Genomic DNA, 24,377 nt, shown 5'->3' on the forward strand with positions numbered 1-24,377 from the left:
ATGAATTACCACTTATCCCACTTACCAGAGCGCACCTCCAAACCTAGAGAGAGCGGTTTCACCATGGCCATGGACAAAGGCCTGAGCCTGAGAGAAGCCGAAGATTTCATTGAGGCATCTGGAGAATATGTAGATATTGTAAAGTTGGGTTGGGCCACTTCCTATGTCACTAAAAACCTGGACAAGAAGATAGAACTGTACCAGGCGGCGGGCATTCCGGTGTACTTGGGCGGAACCTTGTTTGAAGCCTTTGTGGTGCGGAATCAGTTTGACGACTACCGCCGCACGCTGGACAAATACAAACTTACCTACGCCGAAGTATCTGACGGGTCCATTGAAATGAACCATGACGTGAAGTGTGAATACATTAGAACGCTGGCCAAAGATGTGACCGTTTTGTCTGAAGTAGGCTCAAAAGACGCCGAGAAAATCATTCCGCCCTACAAATGGATCAGCCTCATGAAGGCCGAGCTGGAAGCTGGGGCCTGGAAGGTGATCGGTGAGTCCAGGGAAGCAGGTAACGTGGGTTTGTTCAGGTCTACCGGCGAAGTGAGGAGCGGTCTGGTGGAAGAGATCCTGACCCAGATTCCGTTTGAGAAAATTATCTGGGAGGCGCCACAGAAATCACAGCAGGTGTTCTTTATCAAGTTGTTAGGCACCAACGTGAATCTGGGCAACATTGCTCCCAACGAGATTATTCCCCTGGAAACCATAAGACTTGGCTTGCGCGGCGACACGTTTGGGCAGTTCCTGGACAAAGACATGATAAACGCCTGGCTCTAGGGCCCCTAAAATTACAATACCTCTATCCCTTTTTAATATGGAGTTACTCCGCCAGTTCATTGACCTTTTCCTGCATTTAGACCAGCACCTGAGTCAGATTATCTCAGATTACGGCACCTGGACCTATATCATCCTGTTCCTTATCATTTTTGTGGAGACAGGCGTGGTGGTGATGCCATTTTTGCCTGGTGACTCTTTGCTGTTTGCCGCCGGGGCCTTTGCGGCCACCGGGGTGCTCAACGTATGGATTCTGCTGGTGCTGTTGTTTGTGGCAGCCTTTCTGGGAGATACTCTGAATTATACTATAGGCAATTATTTTGGACCCAAGGTGTTCAAGCGAGACTATCGTTTCCTGAAAAGGGAGTACTTGCTCAAGACCCAGGCGTTTTATGAGAAGCACGGGGGCAAGACCATCATCTTCGCGAGGTTCATCCCCATCATCCGGACGTTTGCGCCGTTTGTGGCTGGGGTGGGCACCATGAAATACAGCAAATTCCTGTCCTATAACGTAATTGGGGGCTTTATCTGGGTAGTGGGCTTTGTGGCGGCGGGCTTTCTGTTCGGGAACATTCCAGCGGTCAAGAAAAACTTCACGCTGGTAATTTTCGCCATTATCCTGCTTTCTATTTTGCCACCCGTTATTGAGTTACTCAAGCATAAGTTCAAGTCAAACAAAGCGTAACTCCAACGCCTAGCGGTTATTGCATGGAACAAGTATACGGGTTAGTAGGCCAAAAACTAAACCACTCCTTCTCCCAAAGCTATTTCACTGAGAAATTCAGGTCTGAGGGGATCACTAACAGCGTGTACCAGTTGTTTGAGCTGGAGTCAATTCTTGATTTCCCGAAGTTGATTGCCGCGCAGCCTAATTTGAAGGGGCTGAACGTGACTATTCCGTACAAAGAAACCATCATTCCGTTTTTAGACGGCTTGGAGTCTGCCGCGGCCCGTATTGGCGCGGTGAACGTGGTTAAGTTTGAAGACGGAAAGTTGATTGGCCATAACTCAGACTACCAGGGCTTCATGCAGTCTTTGCAGAATTTCTACCATTGCTATTCCCAGAGCCAGGCCTTGATCTTGGGCACGGGTGGCGCGGCAAAAGCGGTGCAAGCGGCCTTGGAATACCTGAACATCTCGTACCGCACGGTTTCCAGGACCCGGCAGGGAGACAACCTGACTTATGAGGACCTGACCCAGAGCCTGATGTCGTCGGTGTCGTTGATTATCAATGCCTCGCCGGTGGGCACATTTCCCAAGGCAGAGGAGGCGCCTCAGATACCGTATGAGCTGTTGTCAAGCCACCATTACCTGTTTGATTTGGTGTACAATCCCGCAGAGACGCTGTTCCTGAAAAAAGGAAAAGCCATGGGCGCCAAAACCATCAACGGGTTTGAGATGCTGTGCCTGCAGGCCGAGGTAGCCTGGCAAATATGGCATAGCTAATCAGTATCCCTTCTTCAGAACTGTAACTCCTAATTAAGTTGCCCTTTCGTTTTCCGTTTTCGGGCTCATTTTCAGAAATGAGCCCGAAAACGGAATTTTTGTTTTAAGGCCCTACTTTAGCTTTGCCTGTCTGGGGGTTGCCACGTGGTTGGCTGTCTGTAAAAGGAAACTCGCCTTAAGGGGCTTCAATAAAAAAAAAGGAAGGTTCGCTCTAACCGCATGCAACCTTTGGGCCAGGCCAGGGCTCTTACCAATAAGACACATCTCTCAGTTGCGCATACTTGAAGATTCTACCAGAACAAGCTGTACATGAAGCCGACCTGATCAAGGGTGTGGTGGCGGGCAAAAGAGAGGCCCAACACCTGCTGTACCAGGCGTACGCCGGCAAAATGCTGGCTGTGAGCCGAAGGTATGCCCATACAGATTTTGAGGCCGAGGACATTCTGCAAGACGCGTTCCTGAAGGTGTTCCAGCACGTGGGCAAGTTCAAGCAGGAGTGCCCGCTGGAGTTCTGGATCAAACGCATTGTCATCAACACGGCTTTAAAACACCAGCGCGCCAACCGCCACCTCACCGTCACGGAGCAGGAAGAGGAAACCTGGGAAGACGCCGGGGACCAAGGCCTGGAGAATCAATACGGCTATGAGGAACTGCTGCAGTTGGTGCGGTCCTTGCCGCCCCGCTACCAGGCGGTGTTCAATTTGTACGCCATTGAAGGATTCTCGCACAAAGAGATTGGGGTCATGCTGGACATCACGGAGAGTACGTCAAAGTCACAATATTCCCGCGCCCGCGCCAGTTTGCGGCAGGCGCTCATGCGATTAGAGCAACCATATGAAAAAGTCATCAAATGAGGAAAATCAGCGCCATTCTGTGGAGGATGTCTTCCGGAATGGCTTTGAGGGAGCCCAAACGCCCCCTTCGGCCCGCCTCTGGGAAAACCTGGACCGGGAACTGGAGAACCAGGAGCTTCGCCGCTACCGCCGGCAGGTAATCTGGTATAGGGCCGCCGCGTGTCTGTTGTTTCTGTGCCTGGCCGGCGGCCTGATCTGGAAATACCAAACCGCGTCCCTCCAACCGTTTGCCGGGGAAGTAGCGGTGCGCCCAGCTTCGGCTGCCCCAGAAACGGGTGCGGTGGCACCGGGCGAATCTGCGCCTGCGCCAGAGCAATCCATAGCAGCCAGCCAAACCCAAGACCAGAATCCCGTTTTTGGCTCCGTTTCCAGAAATGAGCCCGAAAACGCAACTATTCTTGATAAATCCTTTCCATCTATTGCCAGTGCGCCAGGCAATACAACCAAGGCCAGCAATTTGGCAGGGAATAAGCCGCGTTCCAAGGTTACAGAGCAGGTAGCCAGTTTAGCACAGCACCGTGCGCTACCGGTTCAGGAAACTTCAAATGAAACTAAAGCTGCCCAATCTGAGGAAGTGATTTCAACGCTTTCAAACGAAACCCAAACCCTGGCGGTGGCCACTAGCGCAGTACCTGCCGTTACCACCGCCCCGGAATTGCAAACCAGAGCAAATATTGTTGACAGCTTGGCCCCAGCGGGAAAATCACTCCTATTACTGGACAAACCTCAGAAAGTGGCGGTAGAATCATCTGAAAAGAAAGCCATCATTGACGGCTCGGTGAATATGGTTTCCAAATGGAGTGTTTCACTGGCCTATGTGCCGCAGTATGCTTATTCGCCCATCAAAATTCAGCCGGAGGGCAACACCCTTGCCGCCACTAGCGCCATGGCCCAGCCCCAGATGTACCAGAGTTACCAGAAAGCCGTAGAGGAATACAACACCACCTACAAGCCTGGTTTCTCTTACCGCGCCGTGGTGGGGGCCAGTTACAGCATCAACAGCCATTGGCAGGTGGAGAGTGGCCTGTTGTACGCCCAGAATGAGGCCTCCACGCAGCATTCTTATTTAATCATGGAGGCTAGCCCAGCCGCTGCCGGGGCTTCTATAGTGGTGTCTGAGCCGGTGTTCATGAATTACACCAACATCAACGCTGCGCGCGCTAACAATCTTTCCACTTCCAATGCTGCCAGCCGGGTCACGGTGGCGCCTACGGCGCCTTACAGCACGCATTACAAGTACCAACAAGTAGGCGTGCCGCTTAAGGTTTCTTACCGGCATGCGTTCCAGAAGCTGTTCGCTTACGTGTCTGGCGGGGTGAACCTGAGTTTGCTCTTGCGCAATTCCATCACCCCAGAGAACAACCAGGCGCCGCCTCAGCACTTTGGGTACAATGACCCGCATTCGCCGTTCAGGAAATGGCAGTGGTCCACGGTCACCTCGGCGGGCGTGGGTTATGAAGTGAACCGGCAATTGAGTTTCATGGTGGGGCCAGATGCCATGTACGCCCTTTCATCGGTGCTCAAGGAGGAACAGAACCAGCCAGAGACTATTCAGGTGGGAGTGAGTCTGTCGGCGCGGTGGAAGGTTTTTAAATAATATAAAAAAGATTCGCAGAAAAGCGTCTTTTTCATTTTCCTTTTTGATTAGAAATGTTAGATTTGCTTTTAGTGAATGCTCTCCTGATTTGGAACAGTTTTATTTAGAGATCTACTAACACATGAATAAAACTTACTCAACCCCCAAAGTGGTAAGAACCTGGGTCCTCCTGTTCTCCGTGCCGCTGTACATTGGGGGAGCGGCGCTCTGGATGAAAGAGGAAATAAAGCTGGTGCTGGGCGAAAAAGACACAAATCACCTGCTGGTGACCGAGCAACCAAAACCCAAAGAGGCGCCTACTCCCAAATCCACTATCTTTGCGCTCCCCGCGCAAGTATCTTTCATGTACGCGGCCGTTAAATAGCCACAACCCACTTCAGATTCCCTTTCACTTATTACCAGTATTCTTGTATGCGTAAACTGACTTCTCTCTGGCTGATGGCCTTGCCGTTGTGCCTGTTGGCCTGCAAAGATGACGAAGAGGTAAGCAGTGACTGCTATGAGGCTGTGGTGGTAGACCAGGGCTGCGGTACGGTACTGGCCGTGGTTGACAAAAACAGCCGCATTGCCACCCTGCTGGACACCAGGCCTTCCAGCGGCGACACAGTGCTGGTGAACACCCTCAACCTGGCGCGTTACTACCAGGTGCCGGGCAAGCGTATTTACATTACCATGGCCCCCGTGCCCGAGAGCGAGACGCCAGAATGTCCCACGTTCATACCGGTGATTTACCCGCACGTAAAAATCCTCACCACCCAGGAAACACCCTGCCCATAACCTGGTTTTAGCTTCATTTCCAAAACAGAGCCCAAAAACGCTACTTTCTTTAGCAATCTTTGCCGCCGGCTAAACTCTCTTGCTCTTTCTGCTGTTATAATACGTTATCTTTGACCGTATTCTTTCCGCTATGGATTTTCAATTAACGTCAGAATTTAAGCCTACCGGTGACCAGCCCAAGGCTATTAAGGAACTGGTGAAAGGCATCAGAACTGGTGAGCACGCGCAGGTCTTGCTGGGCGCTACCGGTACCGGTAAAACGTTCACCGTGGCCAACGTGATTCAGGAAGTGAAGAAGCCCACACTGGTGCTTTGCCACAACAAAACGCTGGCCGCGCAGCTGTACGGCGAGTTCAAGCAGTTCTTCCCCAACAACGCCGTAGAATACTTCATTTCCTACTATGACTATTATCAGCCCGAGGCCTACATTGCTTCCTCTGACGTGTTCATTGAAAAGGACTTGGCCATCAACGAGGAGATTGAGAAACTGCGCCTACACGCCACTTCGGCTTTGTTGTCTGGTAGGCGAGATGTGATTGTGGTGGCGTCGGTGTCTTGTATTTACGGTATTGGTAACCCAGAGGAATTCGGAAAGAACGTGATTCCGCTGGCACCGGGCATGAAAGTGAGCCGCAACAACCTTTTGTACCAATTCGTGTCAATTCTCTACAGCCGCACCGAGGTGGAGTTCACACGTGGAACATTTAGGGTGAAGGGCGATACCGTGGATATTTACCCCGCCTACGCCGATTTTGCTTACCGCATCTATTTCTGGGGCGACGAGATTGAATCCATTCAGCGCATTGACCCAGAATCTGGCAAGAAGATAGCCGACGAGGAAGGTATTTCGCTATTCCCGGCCAACTTGTTCGTGACTGGCAAAGACACGCTGAACCAAGCCATACAAGAGATTCAGTTTGACATGGTGGCGCAGCACGCCTATTTTGAGAAAGAAGGCCGCGACCAGGAAGCCAAACGCATTAAAGAACGCACCGAGTTTGACTTGGAGATGATTCGGGAATTGGGGTATTGCTCCGGTATTGAGAACTATTCCCGCTACTTTGACCGTCGGGAGCCCGGCGCGCGGCCCTTCTGTTTGCTGGACTATTTTCCGGATGATTTCCTGATGGTGATTGACGAGAGCCACGCTACGCTTCCGCAGGTGAAAGCCATGTGGGGCGGCGACCGCTCGCGCAAAACCGCGCTGGTAGAATACGGCTTCCGGCTGCCCGCCGCTATGGACAACCGCCCGCTTACGTTCAATGAATTTGAAAGCGTGATGCACCAGGTGTTGTTCGTGAGCGCGACGCCCGGCGACTATGAAATCCAGAAATCTGAGGGCGTGATTGTGGAGCAGATTATCAGACCAACCGGTTTGCTGGACCCTGAAATTGAAGTTCGGCCCAGCCAAAACCAGATTGATGATTTGTTGGACGAAGTGGACAACCGCATCAAACGCGGCGACCGCGTGCTGGTGACCACGCTCACTAAACGCATGGCCGAAGAACTCAGCAAGTACATGGAACGCCTCAACATCAAGGTAAAATACATTCACTCTGAAGTGAAGACGCTGGAGCGCGTGGAGATTCTGCGCGAACTGCGCCTAGGAACCATTGACGTGTTGATTGGCGTGAACCTACTCCGTGAAGGTCTGGATTTACCCGAGGTAAGTTTGGTGACTATTCTGGATGCCGATAAAGAAGGCTTCCTGCGGGACCAGCGCTCCTTGATTCAGACCATTGGTCGGGCGGCGCGTAATGAAAACGGGAAAGTGATTATGTACGCAGACCGCATGACCGGTTCCATGCAACGCGCCATTGACGAGACCAACCGCCGCCGCGCCACCCAGATGGAATACAACATGGAGCACGGCATCACGCCCAAAACCATCTATAAATCCAAGGAAGCCATTATGGAACAGACCTCGGTGGCAGACAGCAACAAGCGCGAGGCCAAGGCTTATGCTGGACCGGACGAAAGCCTGCTCTCCATCGCCGCTGACCCGGTGGTGCAGTACATGAAGCGCGACGAGCTGGAGAAAGTCATCAAGAAAACCGAGAAGCAGATGGAAGCCGCCGCCAAGGAACTGGACTTTTTGCAAGCCGCTAAATTCAGAGATGAACTGGCTGAGCTGAGAAAACTACTCAAGAACAAACGCGACTAATTCTGCGGTTTATACTTTTGAAATCCTGTTTTCGGCTCCATTTCCAGAAATGAAGCCGAAAACGCAGTTGGCATAGACACTCGTAGGAGCTTCGCACACTACGAGGTCATTTGAGCAAGCGATAACAGATAGTAAGCTGAAAACTATGTGTAAGTTCTGCTGTCTTTCCGGTAAAACTGAAAAGTGTGTTTCCTTTTCCCTCCAGGAGAAGGGCAGGTCTGGAGAAAGTTGGAACAATAATTACTGTTACTCAAAAGACCTCGTAGTGTGCGCAGCTCCTACGAGTGTCTCTACTAGTGAATTGACCTCATCCGTTTTCGGGCTCATTTCTGAAAACGAAGCCAAAAACAGAAAAGCCGCTCTACAAAATTAGTAGAGCGGCTTTTTCGTTTCAATCGAATAAATTTAAATCAATTTGTCTGGCGTGATGGGTAATTCCCTGATTCTTCTGCCAGTGGCATTGAAGATGGCGTTGGCAATGGCTGGTGCCACGCCAATAATGGCGATCTCTCCGATGCCTTTGGTGCCGTTAGGGTTGTTAATCAAATCTGGCTTGTTGACAAAAGCCGCGGTAATGTTAGGCGCATCGGCATGAACCGGTACGTGGTAATCGGCAAAATCTTTGGTCACGTACCGCCCAAACCGGTGATCCATCACGCCGCCCTCGGTTAAGGCCATGCCAATGCCGCCCACGGCGCCGCCAATCATCTGGTTGCCGGCGGTTTTGGAATTGATGATGGTGCCCGCATCGGCGCAGGCTACCATGTTGGTCACTTTAATCTGACCGGTCAAGGCATGCACTTGCACCTCGGCGAAGTGCACGGAGAAAGAATACATGGAGTATTTACCTCTCAAGCTTCCGTCTGGCGATGATTCCTCACTTACCTCCAACTCGGGCAAATTCTGTTGTTTCAGGATCTCAGCGAAAGAAAGCCGGGTAGTAGGGGAGGCCGTCAACGAAACGTAGCCGTCTTTAAAGGTCAGGTTTTCCACCGTAGCACCCTTGAAACTGGTGTCTGCGTTACCAGCTACCATGGTGGTCAAGCGCTTCTTCAACACTTGGCAAACCGCATGCACCGCGGAGCCCACCGTAGCCACCGTGGCAGACCCGCCTTGGCTGGGCGACGGCGGAAACAGGGAACTCCCTAACTCAAACACTATTTTCTCCGGAGCCAGCCCTAAGTTCTGCGCCGCAATCTGCACCATGGCAGTTCCGGTGCCGGGGCCGATGTCTGTGGTGGCGCTTTGCATGACCAAGGTGCCGTCACTGTGCAGAGTGGCTCTGACTTTGGCTCTGCCGCGGTTAGCACCAAACGTACCTACGCCCATACCATAGCCCACCAGCCAATCGCCGTTTTTTATAGAGCGAGGTTCTAGTTTCCGTTTGTTCCAGCCAATGCGTTCAGCGCCCATTTGCATGGCTTCTTTCAGGTATTTGGTAGACCAGGGCAGGTTCTTCTCAGGGTCTTTGTCGGTGTGGTTCAGCATCCTGAATTCCAGCGGGTCAATGCCTAACACATACGCCATCTCGTCCAGCGCACTCTCCAAAGCGAACGCGCCGGTGGCCTCGCCGGGGCCGCGCATCCAGATGGGTGTGCTCACGTTCAAGGGCAGAATGCGGTAGCGCGTGGTCACGTTGGGGCTAGTGTACATCATGCGCGTCTGCTGCAAGGTGCTCTCGGTGAATTCCTCGTAAGAAGACGTCTGGCCAGTGGCCTCGTGTGTGATGGCGGTGATTTTTCCGTCTTTGGTGGCGCTCATGCCCACTTTCTGCCAGGCGTGCGGCCGGTAGCCCACCATGGTGAACATCTGCTCACGCGTAAGCATCAGTTTTACCGGACGTTTCACCTGTTTGGCGGCAATGATGGCGGCTGTCTCATGCGGCCACGTATGCAACCCATTCCCGAAAGCGCCACCCACATACGTAGCGATCACTTTCACGTTCTCCTCCGGAATCTTCCAGTCTTTGGCGAAAGCTTTCTGCGTGCCTATCACCGCCTGCGTTTTGTCATAGACCGTCAGTTTGTTATCAGCCTCCCAATGCGCGATGATGGCCTGCAATTCCATGGGGTTATGAAACTCCACGGGCATCACGTATTCGCTTTCAATTTTCAGAGACTCGGTTTTATAGGCGTCTTCTTTGCCGCGCACATAGTCATTGAGGCCGTGCTTGGGGTTGCGCTTGGCCACGGTGGGCAAGACGGCCTTGTCCATGTTTTGATCGAAATCTGTGACGTGTTTGTCTTCCTGGTAAGTAGCTTTCACCAGTTTGGCTGCGTACAGGGCCCGCTCCAGGGTATCAGCCACTACCACCGCAATGGGCTGGTCATTGAAGTGAATCTTATTGTCAATGAAAATTTGAAGCGGTTGGCCAGCGGGTTTGGGCTCTGTGGGGTGCGCCTCTTGGGCATAGCCGGGAACTTTGATGGCGTTCTGATAATGCAGAACGGCCAGTACGCCCGGCGCATTTTCGGCGCGTTTGGTGTCCAGGCTTTTGATGCTGCCTTTGGCGATGGTGCTGCCGACAAGCACCGCGTGCGCCATATTAGGCAGTTCATATTCAGCGGAGTATTTGGCGGCACCCGTTACTTTCTGGCGGCCATCTACCCGGTCCATCGGTTTACCGACTGTATCTTGGAAGAAATAATCTTTCATAAAGGAATGGGTTAAACGGCGGCCGCCGCATTTTTCAAGGCCTGCACTAGGGTGTTGGGGCCGAGCTTCAGTTTAAATTGGTTGTGTTCAAACGCCTTCGCGCCGCGCATGGCAATCTCTGCCGCTTGCTGAAAAGTTGCCTCCGTAGCCGGTTTGCCAGCCAGGAACTGCTCAGCTTCAGATAAGCGCCAGGGTTTATGCGCCACGCCGCCCATGGCCAACCTAGCCGATTTGATGGTGCTGCCGTTTAAATCCAGCGCCGCCGCCACAGAAACCAGCGCGAAGGCATAGGAGTTACGGTCGCGCACTTTGAGGTAATGGACGTTTTTGGTGTAGGGGTTTTCCGGGATGTCTACGGCTGTAATCAATTCGCCTTTATGTAAATTTGTGTGAATGTGCGGCATGTCGCCGGGCAGGCGGTGGAAGTCCTGGAACGGTATTTTTCTATCGCCCTTGGGGCCAGACACCAACACCACGGCATCTAAGGCCACCAAGGCCACATTCATATCTGACGGATTCACCGCGATGCATTTGTCACTGTGCCCGAAGATGGCGTGCATGCGATTGTAGCCTTCCAGCGCGCTGCAACCCGTGCCCGGCTCCCGTTTGTTGCAGGGCATGGCCGTGTCATAGAAATAAGGGCAACGTACTTGCTGCATCAAATTTCCGCCCACGGTAGCCATGTTTCTGAGTTGGGCAGAGGCACCGGCATTCAACGCTTGCGCCAGCAAAGGATGCTTTTCCAGAATCAGTTTATCCTCAGACACCGTGCTGTTCAGTGCCAGTGCCCCAATGCGCACGTTGTTTTTCTCTTTTTCAATCTTCCGGAGCGGGAGTTTGTTGATGTCCACCAGTCTTTCCGGGTTCAGGACACCGCGCTTCATCAGGTCAATCAGGTTGGTGCCGCCGGCAATGAACATGGCCGTCTGGTCTTTGTTCACGGTGTCAATGGCCGCTTTCTGCTTGCTGGGCTTTACGTATTGGAACGGTATCATAGGTTCTGCCCTCCGCTTTTAACTTCCTTGATGGCATTGACAATGTTGGGGTAGGCGCCGCACCGGCAGATGTTGCCGCTCATGTATTCGCGTATCTCGTCATCAGAATTGGCATGGCCTTCTTTAATACAAGCCACCGCAGACATGATTTGCCCCGGTGTGCAGTAGCCGCACTGGAAACCGTCATGCTTGATGAACGCTTCCTGCATGGGATGGAGTTTGTCGCCATCAGCCAGGCCTTCAATGGTGGTGATTTTTTTCTCGTCCTGCATCACCACTAAAGAAAGGCAAGACAACACGCGCTCCCCGTCAATGTGCACGGTGCAGGCGCCGCATTGGCCGTAGTCGCAGCCTTTTTTGGTGCCGGTGAGGTTGAGTTGCTCGCGCAGTAAATCCAACACGGTGGTGCGGGGCTCCACAGAAAGTTTCCGTTTTTTGCCGTTGATGTCCAATGTGATGTTCACTTTCTCAAAAACCGCGGCGACTTTTTCTTCCAACTTCAGGTCTGCGGCTTTCACGGCCACGCTGGGCGTGAGCGCGAAGGCGGTTAAGATGGAAGATTGCTTTAAAAACAGGCGGCGGGCGTCTGAGAGTTTGGGTTTATTTTCTTCGTCCTCTGGCAAAAAGGAATCAGGCGATTGGTTTTGTGGCATATTTATAGATTACGCTAAGTGCAATAGGTGCAATGGTAAGTATACGCAAGCGGCGAATTAGATGCAGTCTAAATTAAGGCATTCAGCCCGAAAATAGATGTACGTACAAACCCGTTTTCAGGCTCATTTCCAGAAATGAAGCCAAAAACAGGAATCACGTTCGCAGAGGCATACAAATTCTTATAAACGTCTACCGTATCTTTGGCATCGCTTAAAAAGAAAATCATGCCCGCTTTCCCTGCTGAGAACGTCACTTTCAGAATCGCCACCGCCCAAGACGCCAACCTGTTAGCTGACCTGGGTTGGCGCACGTTTGAGGAAACCTTCGCGCCGCACAACACCAATGAAGACATGGATGCCTTTCACCCCACCATGTACGCACCCGCACGGCAAGCCGAAGAACTGGCAGATCCCAAGACTCAGTTCATCATTGCGGAAAGTAATAATGAAGCCGTTGCCTACGTGAAATGGAACTGGGACGAAGCCCCGAATGAGATTTCCGGCGAAAGACCGTTCCAGATAAGCCGACTGTATCTGCTGCAGGCCTTTACCGGCAAAGGATTGGGCGATGCTCTGATGCAAAAAAGCCTGGACAAAGCCCGCGAGAACGGCCATGACGTGATCTGGCTCACCGTCTGGGAAAGCAACCACCGCGCCATCCGGTTCTACCAGAAATATGGGTTTGCGTTTGCCGGGGAATTGACCTTTGTCTTGGGCCAGGACGTGCAGCGTGATTTATACATGCAGCGGGCGGTGTAGTTGGCGCAGACGCTCGCAGGTCTTGCAGACGCTACGAGGTCTTTTGAGCGGGCGTCATTACAGTTCGTCTTCTTCTATTAAAGGGGTAATGGAGCGAAAGTCAGTAAGTTCTTGGTGGAATCTTTCCAATTGATTTTTTCCTCCAAACCATTCAAGAACTGTGTCTCGCTCAAGGGTAGTTTGTTTTTTAGATAAGAGGCTATGGTAAGAGGAGTAAGGCCATTCTTTGAAGTCTTGGATTAGCCCGTGATGCTGCGGGTTGAAATGAATGTAGAAAATCAGTCTGGTGAAATATGCTTCAGAAGTGACCTCTTTTCTTCTGAAGCGCTTTTGAAACAGACTGTCTGCTCGGCCATAGCGGGTATTCAATGCTTTGGTAAATGCATTTAGCAAATGTCCCCATTGCCTATGAATGTTAACTGGTAAGAGTTCTTGATTCTGTTCACTTTGTTTAAATAGGTTTTCTGCTCCCTTTACCTGAATCAGGAAATGCACATGATTTGGTAATAGACAATAGCAATACGTATGTACAAACGGCGCAACATATTTTCGGTATAATTGCAGAAAGTAATAATAGCTTTCCTGATTCACGAAAACAGTTTCGCTGTTATTGCCCCTTGTATAGACATGATAGAACTTACAAGGCACTAACTCATTTGTCTTCTGCATCTACACTTATACGAAAAGCAAAAGCGCTAGCTCAAAAGACCTCGTAGCGTCTGCAAGACCTGCGAGCGTCTGTGCCAACATCGTTATACCACCAACAGCCCTCGTTCCCTTAACTCCAGCCAGGTATCGGTAATCAGGAATTCCTGGAAGGTGAATTGCTGGTCTTCGGGGTAATCTGCGGCTAGGTCTTTCAAGAGAAACTTGGTGCCGTAATCTTCTGACAACCGTTTGAGCCAGGTGTGCAACCATTGGCCAATTTCGGGCGAGGTTTTGATTTCGTATTCCTCGGTTTTTTCGGTGAAGGTGAGCAGGGCATTGTGAAACGTGCGGCCTTTCTTCGTTTTCATTTCCACCGATAGCTCCGGGGCATTTCCCAACCACAGCACGCGCAGATTCAGCTTCTCGGAATCTGGTTTACCAATGGCTTCTACCGCCTGGGCAATCATGTTCTTGGGAAGCGAAACACGCGGCACCTTGAAATCAAACCAGAAGGAAAGCGGTTCCTCCAACCCGATGCCGTGCATGTAATTGTACAGCGCTTTTGCCAAACCTGCGCCGTAAAGTTCATGATCAGCGCCCTGCGGGTCTTCGTGCCAAAGGTCATTATCGGCGAACAAGCCGGGCTCGGGGCCAACTTTCACCACGCCGTATTTCTCAGGGTTCTTGCCGACGGGGCTGTGCGCGGTCATGGAGAAGCGGTGCCAGTAACCACTCTGAATCACGTTCTGGGCAAACAACTGCCGCACCACTTCCAAGGAGTCAATGGTCTCTTGCGCGGTTTGCGTAGGGAAACCGTACATCAGATACGCGTGTACCATAATGCCGGCGGCGGTGAAATCTCGGGTCACTCTGGCCACCTGCGCAATGCTCACGCCTTTCTCCATCTTCGCCAATAATCTGTCTGAGGCCACTTCCAATCCACCAGACACAGCAATGCAACCACTTTCAGCCAGCAGGCGGCACAGGTCAGCGGAGAAGGTTTTTTCAAACCGAATGTTTCCCCACCAGGTTATTTTCACGCCGCGGCGAAGCAATTCAATGGCTAAATCACGCAGGGCCAGCGGCGGCGCGGCTTCATCCACAAAATGGAAACCGGTCTGGCCAGTCTGCCCGATAATCTGCTCAATGCGGTCTACCAGCAAGGCTGCCGGAGCCGTTTCGTAGCGCGAAATATAGTCTAGCGTGATGTCACAGAAGGAGCAGCGTTTCCAGTAGCAGCCGTGCGCAATAGTCAGTTTGTTCCAGCGGCCGTCAGACCAGAGGCGGTGCATGGGGTTGAGCACTTCCACCACGCTCAGGTACTCGTGGATTTTCAGATCAGAATAATCAGGGGTGCCTACTTCTATGTGCGGAATATCTGGGTCGGTGGCGCCGTTGATGTACTGGACTTCGCCGTTCTGCAGCAGGAAGGTGCGCTGCAATTGTTCCACGTGACGCTGGCCCTGGAAGTATTCCAGCAGCTTGAGCCACGGGCCTTCGCCGTCATCCAAAGTGATAAAATCGATGTACTTGAAAATGCGGGGCTCGCGCAGACTCCGGAGTTCTGTATTTGGGTAGCCGCCGCCCATCAGCGTTTTCACCAACGGGTATTTCTGTTTAATCAACTGCGCCAATCGTAACGCGCCGTACAGGTTGCCGGGGAACGGAACCGAGAAACCCACTACATCGGGCCCAACTTCCTGCATGCGCTCGTCCAAAATATCCAACAGCAGTTGGTCTACTAGGTTGGGCGGGGTTTGCAGCTCGTTTTCCAGTGGGTCAAAGGAAGTGGCGCTCATGGCCAATTTATCGGCGTAGCGACTAAAGCCGAAGTGCGGGCAGACGGTTTCTTTGATTAAATCAGCGAGGTCTTCTAAGTACAGCGTGGCCAAATGGCGGGCTTTGTCAGAGATTCCCATCGTCCCGAAGGCTTCCTCCAAATCTGCCAATTGCAGGAATCTACTCGCCTCCGGCAGAAAGGAGCCCATGGCGATGGGATGGGCCAAGGTGCTGTCTTTTCCCTGCAAAAACTTAATGACTGGCTCAATAGTGTCCAGATACGACTTCCGCAGCCGTACCATGCGTTGGCTGTTGTCTGACAGTTCATAGGTGCCATCCAGAATAGCCTGAAAAACCTGACTTAAACCGCGTCTGGAGAACAAACGCAACACCAATTCCAACCCGAAATCTGCCTGCGTTACGTCAAACCCGCGCCCGCGCAGAAAGCCTTTGATATAGGCCGTAGCGGGGTAAGGCGTGTTGAGCTGCGTAAGCGGCGGCGTGATCAGCAGGATTTTGGGCGAAGCAGTCAAAGGAAAGAAGTTTGGGCAAAGATACGACAAACAGTGCTGAATCATGCGTCCAGCGTCTTTGTTTAGGATAAGCGTTTTCGGGCTCGTTTCCGGAAATGAAGCCAAAAACGGAAAGTAGACGCACGCAAAATAGAAACAGTGGGGCGCTGCTTTGAGTTCTCCTCCTTTGAAATGGAATTTTCATCTGTTTTTCCTCTGGATAGCGCTTGATCATAAGACCTCGTAGCGTGCGCAGCTCCTACGAGTGTCTCTGTCAGGAACCGCTGAAATATTAGAATGACCTCACAGGTTTCTGCAACCAGATAGGTCTAGCCCATCTTTCCTGTTTTCGCCTTCATTTCTGGAAACGAAGCCAAAAACGCAAGCGGCTCTTTCCTAAGAACTGAAAGACTTAAGGAAGTTGATTGGAATTTTTTTAGAAAACGGCAGGTCTGGCGGCATTGGGAGAATAAATAGCGGGAAGATAAGTTCTTGAAATTGAGTAAAAAACCTTTAGTTATAGGGAAGGAGATTCTACTGCGTTAACAGGAATTACAGTATTTAAACGGGAACAAAGGTCAGTAGAAGTCGTTTTAAATCATCAATACAAACGCTTTCATACCTCTAGTTTAGAATGATTTAAAAGCGCTTAAGTTTAATCCCCCTAAAGCTACCAACATGTTCCATCACGTTAAAGACCTTCAGTTTAATGCCCGGGTTTCTAAGCCAGACCCACGCTTCGCCACATTGCTGCTAGAGCAGTTTGGCGGCGAGAACGGCGAATTGGCGGCAGCCATGCAGTATTTCAGTCAGGCATTTGCCGCGAAGCAGCCTTTCCCAGACAAGTATGACCTGCTAATGGACATCGCCACGGAGGAGTTCAGTCACCTGGAGATTGTGGGCGCCACCATCCAAATGCTTCTGAAAGGCGTGAACGGCGAGTTGAAAGACGCCGCTGACCAATCTGAAATCATGGGCGTGCTAGACGGAAAAGCGGCCAAGGAGAACATCATCCACCAAGCCATGTCCAACCCGCAGTTTGGGGTGCTGAGCGGTGGCGGCCCCAGGTTGACCAACAGCCAGGGCGTTCCGTGGTGTGCTTCTTATATCCATTCCAACGGTGATTTAACGGTAGATTTGCGCTCCAACATTGCGTCTGAGTCACGCGCCAAACTGGTGTATGAATACCTGATGCAGTTCACCGATGACCCGTATGTGAAAGAAACGCTGTCATTTTTGATGACCCGCGAGGTGGCGCACTTTGAGATGTTCCAGGCGGCCTTGTCTACCATTGAACCCAACTATCCGCCGGGCGTGTTGCAGGCCGACCCGCGTTTCACGAACCAATACTTCAACCTATCTCAACCCGACAGTGCCCGCGGCCCGTGGAACGAAGGCGAAATGCCGATCAGCCCTAAAAGCTGGGATTACATTGAAGAGCCACTGGCCCACGTAAAAGAAACCCAAGGTTTGCAGGAGCGCGACAAAGCCATTGAAAAGGAAATGAAGCTTACTGAGAAACTGAACAAAGAACTCAGCAAAGTTAAAAGCGCTGAAATCACCACCGCTGAGCCGAAAGGCGTTGCCCAATGGAGCAGCTACGGCGCTACAGAAGACGGTGAGAAGAAAGGAAAAGACAGCAGTAAGTCTTAGATTCTTTACAATAAATAAGGTGAAAATCGGCTGTCAGGTGTTAAATCTGGCAGCCGATTTTTTGTTTGTTCCTTAGAGTAGGAAATGAAGAAGCCGAATAAATTCCCAAGCCTATTATCATTTATAAAACGGCAAGCATCTAGGTGCGCCACAAAAAAAGTCCTCACAGGTTTCTAAAACCTGTGAGGACTGCATCATCTTTTCCGTTTTTGGCTTCATTTCTGAAAACGAGCCCGAAAACGGAAATTAATGCTGGTACTGCATGCCGTTGCCGGCAGTGGTTTTCTTGGAGTTTCCGCCACTCATCATCAAGCCAGGGTTCAGCCGTAAATAGATTTCCCCGGAAACCGGCGTCTTGCCATATAACGGCTTCAATAATTTATCTGGTGCAAAAACGGTAGCCTGCACGCCCAGCGTCAAATACGTGTTCGCAAAGTTGGCTACGCGCTGACTAGTGCCCAGGGTAATGGCGTGCACGTCAAAAATTTCGTGGTGGTCAAATTGGTCCGATAAATCCAGTTCGCCGGGCGTTTTCTGCACGTACTCGTAGCGGCTGTAGACCGCGGTTTTGTTCATTTGTAAATTGGCTTCGGCAATGGCCGAATGCTCCTGGTGGTGGCCGCCGCCGTTGTAGCCCCAAATCAGCGCCGAGGTGAAAAACCGTCCCTCGCCCCCGGCCAGAGCGCGGCTATACAACGCCGAAGCCGTGGTTCTCACCACATTTTCGTCGGGCTCCAGCGGCTCGGGGCTTTTGAGCCAGCCTCTGGAGACTTGCAGGGCCCAGTTCTCGGTGGGGTTGTATGACAATCGTGCGGCGTACGAGTCAAAACGGGGGTTGTCAAAGTCATATCGGTTCTCGTCGGGCTCGCGGCCAATGAAATTGGAGCCTTCTATTTTGAAATCTTTGTACCGGAAACCCAGCGTAGCCACCCCAAACGTGATGTGCGTGGCGTCCTGCCAATGGTGCCCCAACGGCGACTCGGGGTTGTTGAACGCCGAGATGCGGTGCATGAACACGGGCGGACCAATCACCGGCTCGGCGGGGTAGCCCACAAAGCCGTACACATCCACGTCTTCATTGACCATGTGGGTGTAACCGATGCTAATCTCTGAAAACAAATCATGCGGGTGCTGGCGGTCTACCAGTCTTTTTCCGCCGCCGTAGGTCTCGCCGCTCTGGAAAAGTAAAGGATATCCGCGGTCGCCCATGGTGAGGTCATCTAAACTCATCATCACACTCAGGCGCAGCAAACCGCGTTTGCCTACCTCGCGCTGCGCCATGCCCATAAACCAGTTGGGCGCGTCTAACTGCGAAGCCCCACGCGAGCCTTTGTCAAAAATATCTTGCCGGTTATAGCGGAGCCAGAGTTGCCCGTGGAACATAAGCATCCAAGGCCCAGCGTGTTTCATATAGCCGTACATGGGGGTGGCGTCTGGGTGCCAAGAGGAGCCAGAACCGTTTCTATTCATGGGCAGGTTTCGCGAAAACGCGTGGCTCATGCCGCCCATTTCCATGCTGTGGTTCATAGCTGAATGCGGAGCGGTGGTGTCTGCCATAGCACCGTCGTGGTTCATGTTCATGCCAGGGTGGTGCTGGTGTTTTTTAGCCGTGTCCTGGGGCATAACGTGGCCTTCGTGGCCGGAAGGTTGGACTTTTTTCACGCTGTCAGCAGGCATTATTTTAGGTTCCTGGTGGGTCACCGAATCAGCGGGCATTACATGCTGCGAGTGGTCTTGCGCCGTGGTCTTCGTTTTAGGAGCCGTCTGGGTTTTCGGCGCAGCCGATGGTTTAGATTTTTGGTTGACCTTCGCCGGAGGCGGGGCCGGTTTGTCTTTGATGGGCTGCAATTTAGACGGCTTGGCTTTTGGCTTGGCGGCGGGCGTTGGGGCCACGGTTTTCTTCTTTGGGGCCGGGGCCACTACCTTTTTGGTTTCTTTCTTGGCGGGCGGTGGTGTGTGGTGTTCGTGCTGCGCCTTCGCGGCTCCAAAACCAAGCGAAAGGGCTATAAGTAGTGAGAAGATTCGTTTCATATAAGCTTGAATTATGAATAATAATTTACTGCTACAAAGAAAACGGCTAGCGGCGGTCAGAGTTTAACACCATTCGGTAAGACTTGTATAGAATTCAAAGCGTGGGCGGGAAACCGCAAGTGTTGAGTCTGTTTTCGGCCTCATTTCCAGAAATGGGCCCCAAAACGGAAAGAACCCGTAGCTTTACCCGCACCAACTTTTGCGCCATGTTTCTGATAGAACTCACCTACAAAGTCCCTTTCACAGAATTAGAACCGTTCATGGCCGAGCACCTGGCGTTTGTGGAGAAAGGCTACGCCAGCGGACATTTCGTGGCCTCGGGGCGCAAGGTTCCACGTGACGGCGGCCTTATTTTCAGCCAAGCCTCCGGCAAAGCCGAACTGGAAGAACTCATGCAATCTGACCCCTTCGTGTCCCAGAATCTGGTGGACTTACGCATTATTGAGTTTGTGGCTTCCCGCGTCGAAGAAGGCTTCAAAGGTTTTCTATCCTAAAGCTGTTTTCGGCCTGTTTTTAGAAAAACAGGCCGAAAACAAAAGTCTTACTGCTTCAGGTTCAAAACAAATGGAAAAGATTTCGTTTTATCCGTAGAAGCAGAAAACAGATTCAACCCACTTACCTACTCATGCAGCATTTCCAGCGGCCCATACCAGATGTGTTACAGGACCTGACGTCCACCCCAGAGGGACTCACCAGCCAGGAGGCGCAGGCGCGGCTCCAGACGCACGGCTACAATGAACTGCAGGAAGCCGAGCGCGACTCGGTGTTCAAGCTGCTGCTGGAGACCTTCAAAGACCCCATGGTGATTGTGCTGTTGCTAGCCGCCGGCGTGCAGTTGGTGCTGGGCGAGGTGGTGGAGGCCGCCATCATCTTCGCGGTGCTGGTGCTCAACGCCATTGTGAGCGTGGTGCAGACCAAAAAGGCCGAAGGTGCCCTGGATGCCCTCCGCAAAATGTCGGCGCCGTCGGCCAAGGTCATGCGCGACGGTGTGACCCAGACCATGGCCGCCCGCGAGCTGGTGCCCGGCGATGTGGTGGTGCTGGAGGCCGGTGATTTCGTCTCCGCCGATGGCCGGATTCTGGAAAGCGGTTCCCTGAAAGTGGACGAAGGTATGCTCACCGGCGAGTCAGAAGCCGTGGAGAAACACATTGAACCCATCTCAGACGAGGCCCCGCTGGGCGACCGCAAGAACATGGTCTACAGCGGTGCGCTGGTGGTGTATGGCCGCGGCAGGTTTGTGGTCACGGGTACTGCTGAGAAAACCGAGATTGGGAAGATTGCCGGGCTTTTGGCATCGGCGCAAGCCAAACAAACGCCTTTGCAGCGCAAACTGGCAGATTTCAGCAAGAAACTGGGTTGGGTGATTCTGGCGCTTTGCGTGGTCATTTTTGGCGTGGAAGCGCTGCGCGTGTGGCTGGAGCCCAAAGGCCAGGACATGACCAACGCGTTGCTCAAAGCCTTTATGTTTGCCGTGGCGGTGGCGGTGGCGGCTATTCCAGAGGCGCTTTCTTCCATCGTCACCATCGTCTTGGCGGTGGGCACCAACAAAATGGCCAAGCGCCACGCCATTATCAGAAAGCTTCCGGCGGTAGAAACCCTGGGCTCCACCAGCGTGATTTGCACCGATAAAACGGGCACGCTCACCCAGAACAAAATGACGGTAGTAGATTATTTTGTGCCGGGCCGGCCCGATGAAGAACTCCCCGATAACCCCGAGAAATGGGGCGAAGCCGAGCGGCGGCTCATGCAAGTAGCCGTGCTTTGCAATGACTCCCAAATCAACGAAGACGGCGCCGAAGTAGGCGACCCCACCGAGGTGGCCCTGGTGGCCTTCAGCAACCTGAAAAATCAATCGGTGCGGGAGCTCAAGAAAAAGTGGCCCCGTGAAGCCGAATTGCCCTTTGACTCAGCCCGCAAGCTTATGTCTACCGTGCACACCATTGACGGACAACCGTTCTTAATGACCAAAGGAGGCCCGGACGTGGTGATTTCACGGTGTACCCGCATTTTCATTGACGGCGAGGAAAAAGAATTCACCCCAGAACTGCGCGAGCAAGTGCAGGACCAGAACGAGGAATTCTCTGACCGGGCGCTGCGCGTGCTGGCCTTCGCCTACAAACCGCTGGCTAACGGCACGCAGGTCAATTTTGAAGACGAGCATGATTTGGTGCTGATTGGCTTGATTGCCATGATTGACCCGCCGCGCGAAGCCGTGTACGGGGCCATTGAAGACGCCAAGAAAGCGGGCATACGCACCGTCATGATTACCGGCGACCACAAAACCACCGCCCGCGCCATTGGTAAACAGATTGGTTTGATGGACGGCAACGACATTGCCGTGACCGGCCAGGAGCTGGACCGTCTTTCTGACGAGGAACTGGACCGCCAACTGGAAGACATTGCCGTGTACGCCCGCGTGTCGCCGGAAAATAAAATCAGGATTGTGCGCGCCTGGCAAAAAAAAGGTAAAATAACCGCCATGACCGGCGATGGCGTGAACGATGCCCCCGCCCTCAAACAAGCCGACATTGGCATTGCCATGGGCAGCGGCACCGATGTGGCCAAAGATGCCTCGGCGATGATTTTGACCGATGATAATTTTGTCTCTATTGTGAGTGCCGTGGCCGTGGGCCGCACCGTGTTTGACAACATCAAGAAAGCCATCGCCTACCTTTTTGCCGGGAATTTGGGGGCCATCATCGCCATTCTCTTCGCGCTGGCGCTGGACTGGATAAACCCGTTCACGCCCATTCAGCTGCTGTTCATCAACCTGCTAAATGACTCCTTGCCCGCCATTGCTTTGGGTGTAGAGAAAGCTGAACCTAATGTGATGCGCCGCAAACCCCGTGACATTAACGAGGGCATTTTTGCCGGTGGCACCATGAAATCGGTGATTATGCGCGGGCTTTTGATTGGGGTGGCCGTGATTTTTTCGCAATGGCTGGGGCTGCAGCACTCGCCGGAGATGAGCGTAGCCATGGCCTTTACCACGCTTATTCTGGCGCGTACGCTGCAAACCTTCGCGGCGCGGTCTAACACGCAGACGGTTTTTGGCGCGGGCTTCTTTGAGAACAAATACGTGCTGGGTGCGGTTTTGCTGTGCTTCGGGTTGTATGGCCTCACGGTGCTGCCCGGCGTGCGCGGCATTTTCTCCATCCCCGCAGAATTTGGGTTTGAGGAGTGGAAATGGGCCGCTGGTCTGGCAGTGCTGTCCGTGACATTTATGGAAGTCTGGAAACTGACGCCCTGGGCGAGCGGGAATAGGGTAGGGAAGGAGTAGGGCTTTTCCGTTTTCGGGCTCATTTTAGGAAATGAGCCCGGAAACGGGGAATAACTTTAGGGCGTAGAAAGCTTGTCTATTTGATTTAGCAGATAAGCCACCACATCCTTATATTTCCTGAAGCCTCGTTGGTTGTCTAATTCTTCTAAATGGTCTGCTAGGTCTAATTTGTTCAAAGTCTTCCAGGCAAGCACTTTGTTAACCTTTCCGCAAAGGTCAAAACAGCTGTGCCTGATACTAATGTAAATGGCACGGTGAAAAGTTTTGTCTGGTAAAAGTTTCTGGTGTAATTGATGCTTCAAATTATAAGGCACCGGTCCTGAATTTGCCAGCAGAGTCCGGATGAAGTGTTCACTGGGATTTTGAGACAGAAAGTATTGCCACGCTTCCCTGTTGAGTTTAGGCTCCTCTAGAATGTGAAAGTACAATGAGCTTTCAAAGGCAAATTCATGCTCTGAATCACTTGTTGGAACGGATAAGTTTGTTAAATAAAAAGAGAAGATACGTTCGTTGTATTCCTTAATCGGCTTTTGAGTGGAACCATATTCAATCCACAATCTTGATAAAGCAGCATAAGTAGGTTCTAGACTAATTAGCTGTAAGGATAGATTGATTTTTTTTAAGGCAGCTTCTTCGGTTTGCCATATTGCAGAGACCAAATCCTCTTTGTACTCCCCTTGGTCTTTATTTTCCTTTAAAAAATCTTCTAAGTCCATTTTTTACAAAACAAATACGTCTCAATACATCTCCACTACCTTCAACTGCCACTTGTCGCCAATTTTAAACGTGTGGCTCGCCAGTTTCCGGAAACCGTAGCCCACCCCAAAACCAACCGCCGAGGCGCCCATGGTGATAAAGCCTTCTTTGCGGTCTTCCTTGTCTTTGAGGTTGGTAACCACGTTCACCGCACCCACCAACACAAACAGACTTCCCGCCGACTGCAAGGCATAGCCCAGGAAGTTAGAGGTCTTTCTGAGGCCTGTGTGGTTGCGCAGTTTAATAGATGTGACCTTGGCCAGCGGAATCTCTGTGTTCTGGAAATAAAACGAGTTTTTTCTGATGCCCTGGATTACGCCGGAGTACCGGATTTTGCCGTCGGCCAGCTGGAATGTAATCTGCTCACCGGCATACAACCGGAAACGCTTGACAGAACTGGTGCTGGACAGAAGCAGGTATCTGTGGGAACTCTCCTGGGTAGTGACCACACTGTCTGGCGTCTGCGCCTGACTAGAGCCCCAAAACAGTATAGAAAGCAGCGAAACGACCAGTAAAAATCTCACCATGCGCAGAAAGGGGTTTGTTGGGAAACGATGAAGCAAGGGCAATTATTGGCAAAGAAAGCACAAAGCCCCGGCAATGCCCAACAGCCATGGGTGTATTCCTGTTTTCGGGCTCCATTTCCCAAACGCAGGCAAAAACAGGAAATCATAGCCTCTAAATCAACTGCGCATGGCGTGCAATAAAAAAGGCCGCTTTTGGTAAAGTGGCCTTTTTTATTGCTGAGTAACTTACTCCTGCACCGTCGTAGCTACGTAGCCTGCTTTGGTCACGGCCTCCACCACTTTCTCTGCGGAGATATCGCCCTGCACGGTCAGGATTTTCTCGGGGTTTTCGGTGTCTACCGCCCAGTTGTCAATGCCTTGGGTGGCGTCTAAGGTTGGCGTTACAGCGGCAATGCAGCCGCCGCATTTTATGTTGGTTTTGAATTTTAACGTCTCCATTTTTAATTAGGAATTAGGAATTAGGAATTAGGAATTAGGAATTAGGAATTAGGAATTAGTTTTTCCTTGGCTG

At 51.9% G+C, this 24,377-nt stretch carries 21 protein-coding genes; 12 read left to right on the top strand and 9 right to left on the bottom strand.

Annotated elements, in window-relative coordinates; all coding sequences use genetic code 11:
* The 8 genes from IMY23_RS16820 (at position 1) to uvrB (ending at position 7,618) form a co-directional block, all read left to right on the top strand.
* Positions 1-783, top strand: a complete 783-nt coding sequence (locus tag IMY23_RS16820) for a phosphosulfolactate synthase (RefSeq protein WP_192823198.1) — start codon at positions 1-3, stop codon at positions 781-783.
* A 37-nt stretch (positions 784-820) separates the two neighbouring features.
* Complete coding sequence (locus tag IMY23_RS16825) at positions 821-1,465, top strand: DedA family protein (RefSeq protein ID WP_192823199.1); 645 nt, start codon at positions 821-823, stop codon at positions 1,463-1,465.
* Positions 1,466-1,488: 23 nt separating this feature from the next.
* Positions 1,489-2,226: a shikimate dehydrogenase gene (locus IMY23_RS16830; RefSeq protein ID WP_192823200.1), complete on the top strand. Its 738-nt coding sequence runs from the start codon at positions 1,489-1,491 to the stop codon at positions 2,224-2,226.
* A gap of 281 nt (positions 2,227-2,507) precedes the next feature.
* Positions 2,508-3,080, top strand: a complete 573-nt coding sequence (locus IMY23_RS16835) for an RNA polymerase sigma factor (protein ID WP_225986535.1) — start codon at positions 2,508-2,510, stop codon at positions 3,078-3,080.
* On the top strand, positions 3,061-4,677 hold the full coding sequence (locus tag IMY23_RS16840) for an outer membrane beta-barrel protein (protein WP_192823201.1): 1,617 nt from the start codon (positions 3,061-3,063) through the stop codon (positions 4,675-4,677). Before IMY23_RS16835 ends, IMY23_RS16840 begins: the two co-directional genes overlap by 20 nt.
* A gap of 121 nt (positions 4,678-4,798) precedes the next feature.
* Complete coding sequence (locus tag IMY23_RS16845) at positions 4,799-5,041, top strand: hypothetical protein (RefSeq protein ID WP_192823202.1); 243 nt, start codon at positions 4,799-4,801, stop codon at positions 5,039-5,041.
* Positions 5,042-5,088: 47 nt separating this feature from the next.
* On the top strand, positions 5,089-5,454 hold the full coding sequence (locus tag IMY23_RS16850; RefSeq protein WP_192823203.1) for a hypothetical protein: 366 nt from the start codon (positions 5,089-5,091) through the stop codon (positions 5,452-5,454).
* A gap of 130 nt (positions 5,455-5,584) precedes the next feature.
* Entirely contained in the window at positions 5,585-7,618 is a 2,034-nt protein-coding gene (gene uvrB / locus IMY23_RS16855; RefSeq protein ID WP_192823204.1) for an excinuclease ABC subunit UvrB, read from the top strand.
* Between the two features lie 405 nt (positions 7,619-8,023).
* On the opposite strand, the gene IMY23_RS16860 is transcribed toward uvrB, so the two are convergent.
* From IMY23_RS16860 to IMY23_RS16870, 3 genes are read right to left on the bottom strand one after another with little or no spacing between them, the layout of a single operon-like run.
* Positions 8,024-10,273: a xanthine dehydrogenase family protein molybdopterin-binding subunit gene (locus IMY23_RS16860; protein ID WP_192823205.1), complete on the bottom strand. Its 2,250-nt coding sequence runs from the start codon at positions 10,271-10,273 to the stop codon at positions 8,024-8,026.
* An 11-nt stretch (positions 10,274-10,284) separates the two neighbouring features.
* On the bottom strand, positions 10,285-11,268 hold the full coding sequence (locus IMY23_RS16865; protein WP_192823206.1) for a xanthine dehydrogenase family protein subunit M: 984 nt from the start codon (positions 11,266-11,268) through the stop codon (positions 10,285-10,287).
* Positions 11,265-11,921 (bottom strand): (2Fe-2S)-binding protein, encoded by a 657-nt coding sequence (locus tag IMY23_RS16870; protein ID WP_192823207.1) that lies wholly within the window; start codon positions 11,919-11,921, stop codon positions 11,265-11,267. Before IMY23_RS16870 ends, IMY23_RS16865 begins: the two co-directional genes overlap by 4 nt.
* A 201-nt stretch (positions 11,922-12,122) precedes the next feature.
* Between IMY23_RS16870 and IMY23_RS16875 the strand changes: the two genes are divergently transcribed.
* A complete protein-coding gene (locus IMY23_RS16875) occupies positions 12,123-12,680 on the top strand; it encodes a GNAT family N-acetyltransferase (protein ID WP_192823208.1) in 558 nt (185 codons plus the stop codon).
* 57 nt (positions 12,681-12,737) lie between these two features.
* On the opposite strand, the gene IMY23_RS16880 is transcribed toward IMY23_RS16875, so the two are convergent.
* Together IMY23_RS16880 and IMY23_RS16885 are read right to left on the bottom strand one after the other, a co-directional pair.
* Positions 12,738-13,175, bottom strand: a complete 438-nt coding sequence (locus tag IMY23_RS16880; protein WP_192823209.1) for a hypothetical protein — start codon at positions 13,173-13,175, stop codon at positions 12,738-12,740.
* 257 nt (positions 13,176-13,432) lie between these two features.
* Entirely contained in the window at positions 13,433-15,685 is a 2,253-nt protein-coding gene (locus IMY23_RS16885; RefSeq protein WP_192823210.1) for a radical SAM protein, read from the bottom strand.
* A gap of 612 nt (positions 15,686-16,297) precedes the next feature.
* Between IMY23_RS16885 and IMY23_RS16890 the strand changes: the two genes are divergently transcribed.
* Positions 16,298-17,272 (top strand): manganese catalase family protein, encoded by a 975-nt coding sequence (locus IMY23_RS16890; RefSeq protein WP_192823211.1) that lies wholly within the window; start codon positions 16,298-16,300, stop codon positions 17,270-17,272.
* A 246-nt stretch (positions 17,273-17,518) separates the two neighbouring features.
* Here the strand turns inward: IMY23_RS16890 and IMY23_RS16895 are convergent, their stop codons facing one another.
* The gene (locus IMY23_RS16895) at positions 17,519-19,303 is read right to left on the bottom strand and encodes a hypothetical protein (RefSeq protein WP_225986536.1); all 1,785 of its coding nucleotides are present in this window, start codon (positions 19,301-19,303) and stop codon (positions 17,519-17,521) included.
* Positions 19,304-19,509: 206 nt separating this feature from the next.
* Here IMY23_RS16895 and IMY23_RS16900 point away from each other — a divergent pair, with 206 nt between their 5' ends.
* Both IMY23_RS16900 and IMY23_RS16905 read left to right on the top strand, forming a co-directional pair.
* On the top strand, positions 19,510-19,797 hold the full coding sequence (locus tag IMY23_RS16900) for a YciI family protein (protein ID WP_192823212.1): 288 nt from the start codon (positions 19,510-19,512) through the stop codon (positions 19,795-19,797).
* A gap of 131 nt (positions 19,798-19,928) precedes the next feature.
* Entirely contained in the window at positions 19,929-22,583 is a 2,655-nt protein-coding gene (locus tag IMY23_RS16905; protein WP_192823213.1) for a cation-translocating P-type ATPase, read from the top strand.
* A gap of 56 nt (positions 22,584-22,639) precedes the next feature.
* On the opposite strand, the gene IMY23_RS16910 is transcribed toward IMY23_RS16905, so the two are convergent.
* The 3 genes from IMY23_RS16910 to IMY23_RS16920 form a co-directional block, all read right to left on the bottom strand.
* Complete coding sequence (locus tag IMY23_RS16910) at positions 22,640-23,299, bottom strand: hypothetical protein (protein ID WP_192823214.1); 660 nt, start codon at positions 23,297-23,299, stop codon at positions 22,640-22,642.
* Positions 23,300-23,320: 21 nt separating this feature from the next.
* Positions 23,321-23,866, bottom strand: coding sequence for a hypothetical protein (locus IMY23_RS16915; protein WP_192823215.1), 546 nt, complete (start codon positions 23,864-23,866; stop codon positions 23,321-23,323).
* Positions 23,867-24,091: 225 nt separating this feature from the next.
* Entirely contained in the window at positions 24,092-24,304 is a 213-nt protein-coding gene (locus IMY23_RS16920) for a heavy-metal-associated domain-containing protein (protein ID WP_192823216.1), read from the bottom strand.
* Between the last annotated feature and the right edge of the window lie 73 nt (positions 24,305-24,377).

Source organism: Rufibacter sp. LB8 (genome assembly GCF_014876185.1).
GTDB lineage: Bacteria > Bacteroidota > Bacteroidia > Cytophagales > Hymenobacteraceae > Nibribacter.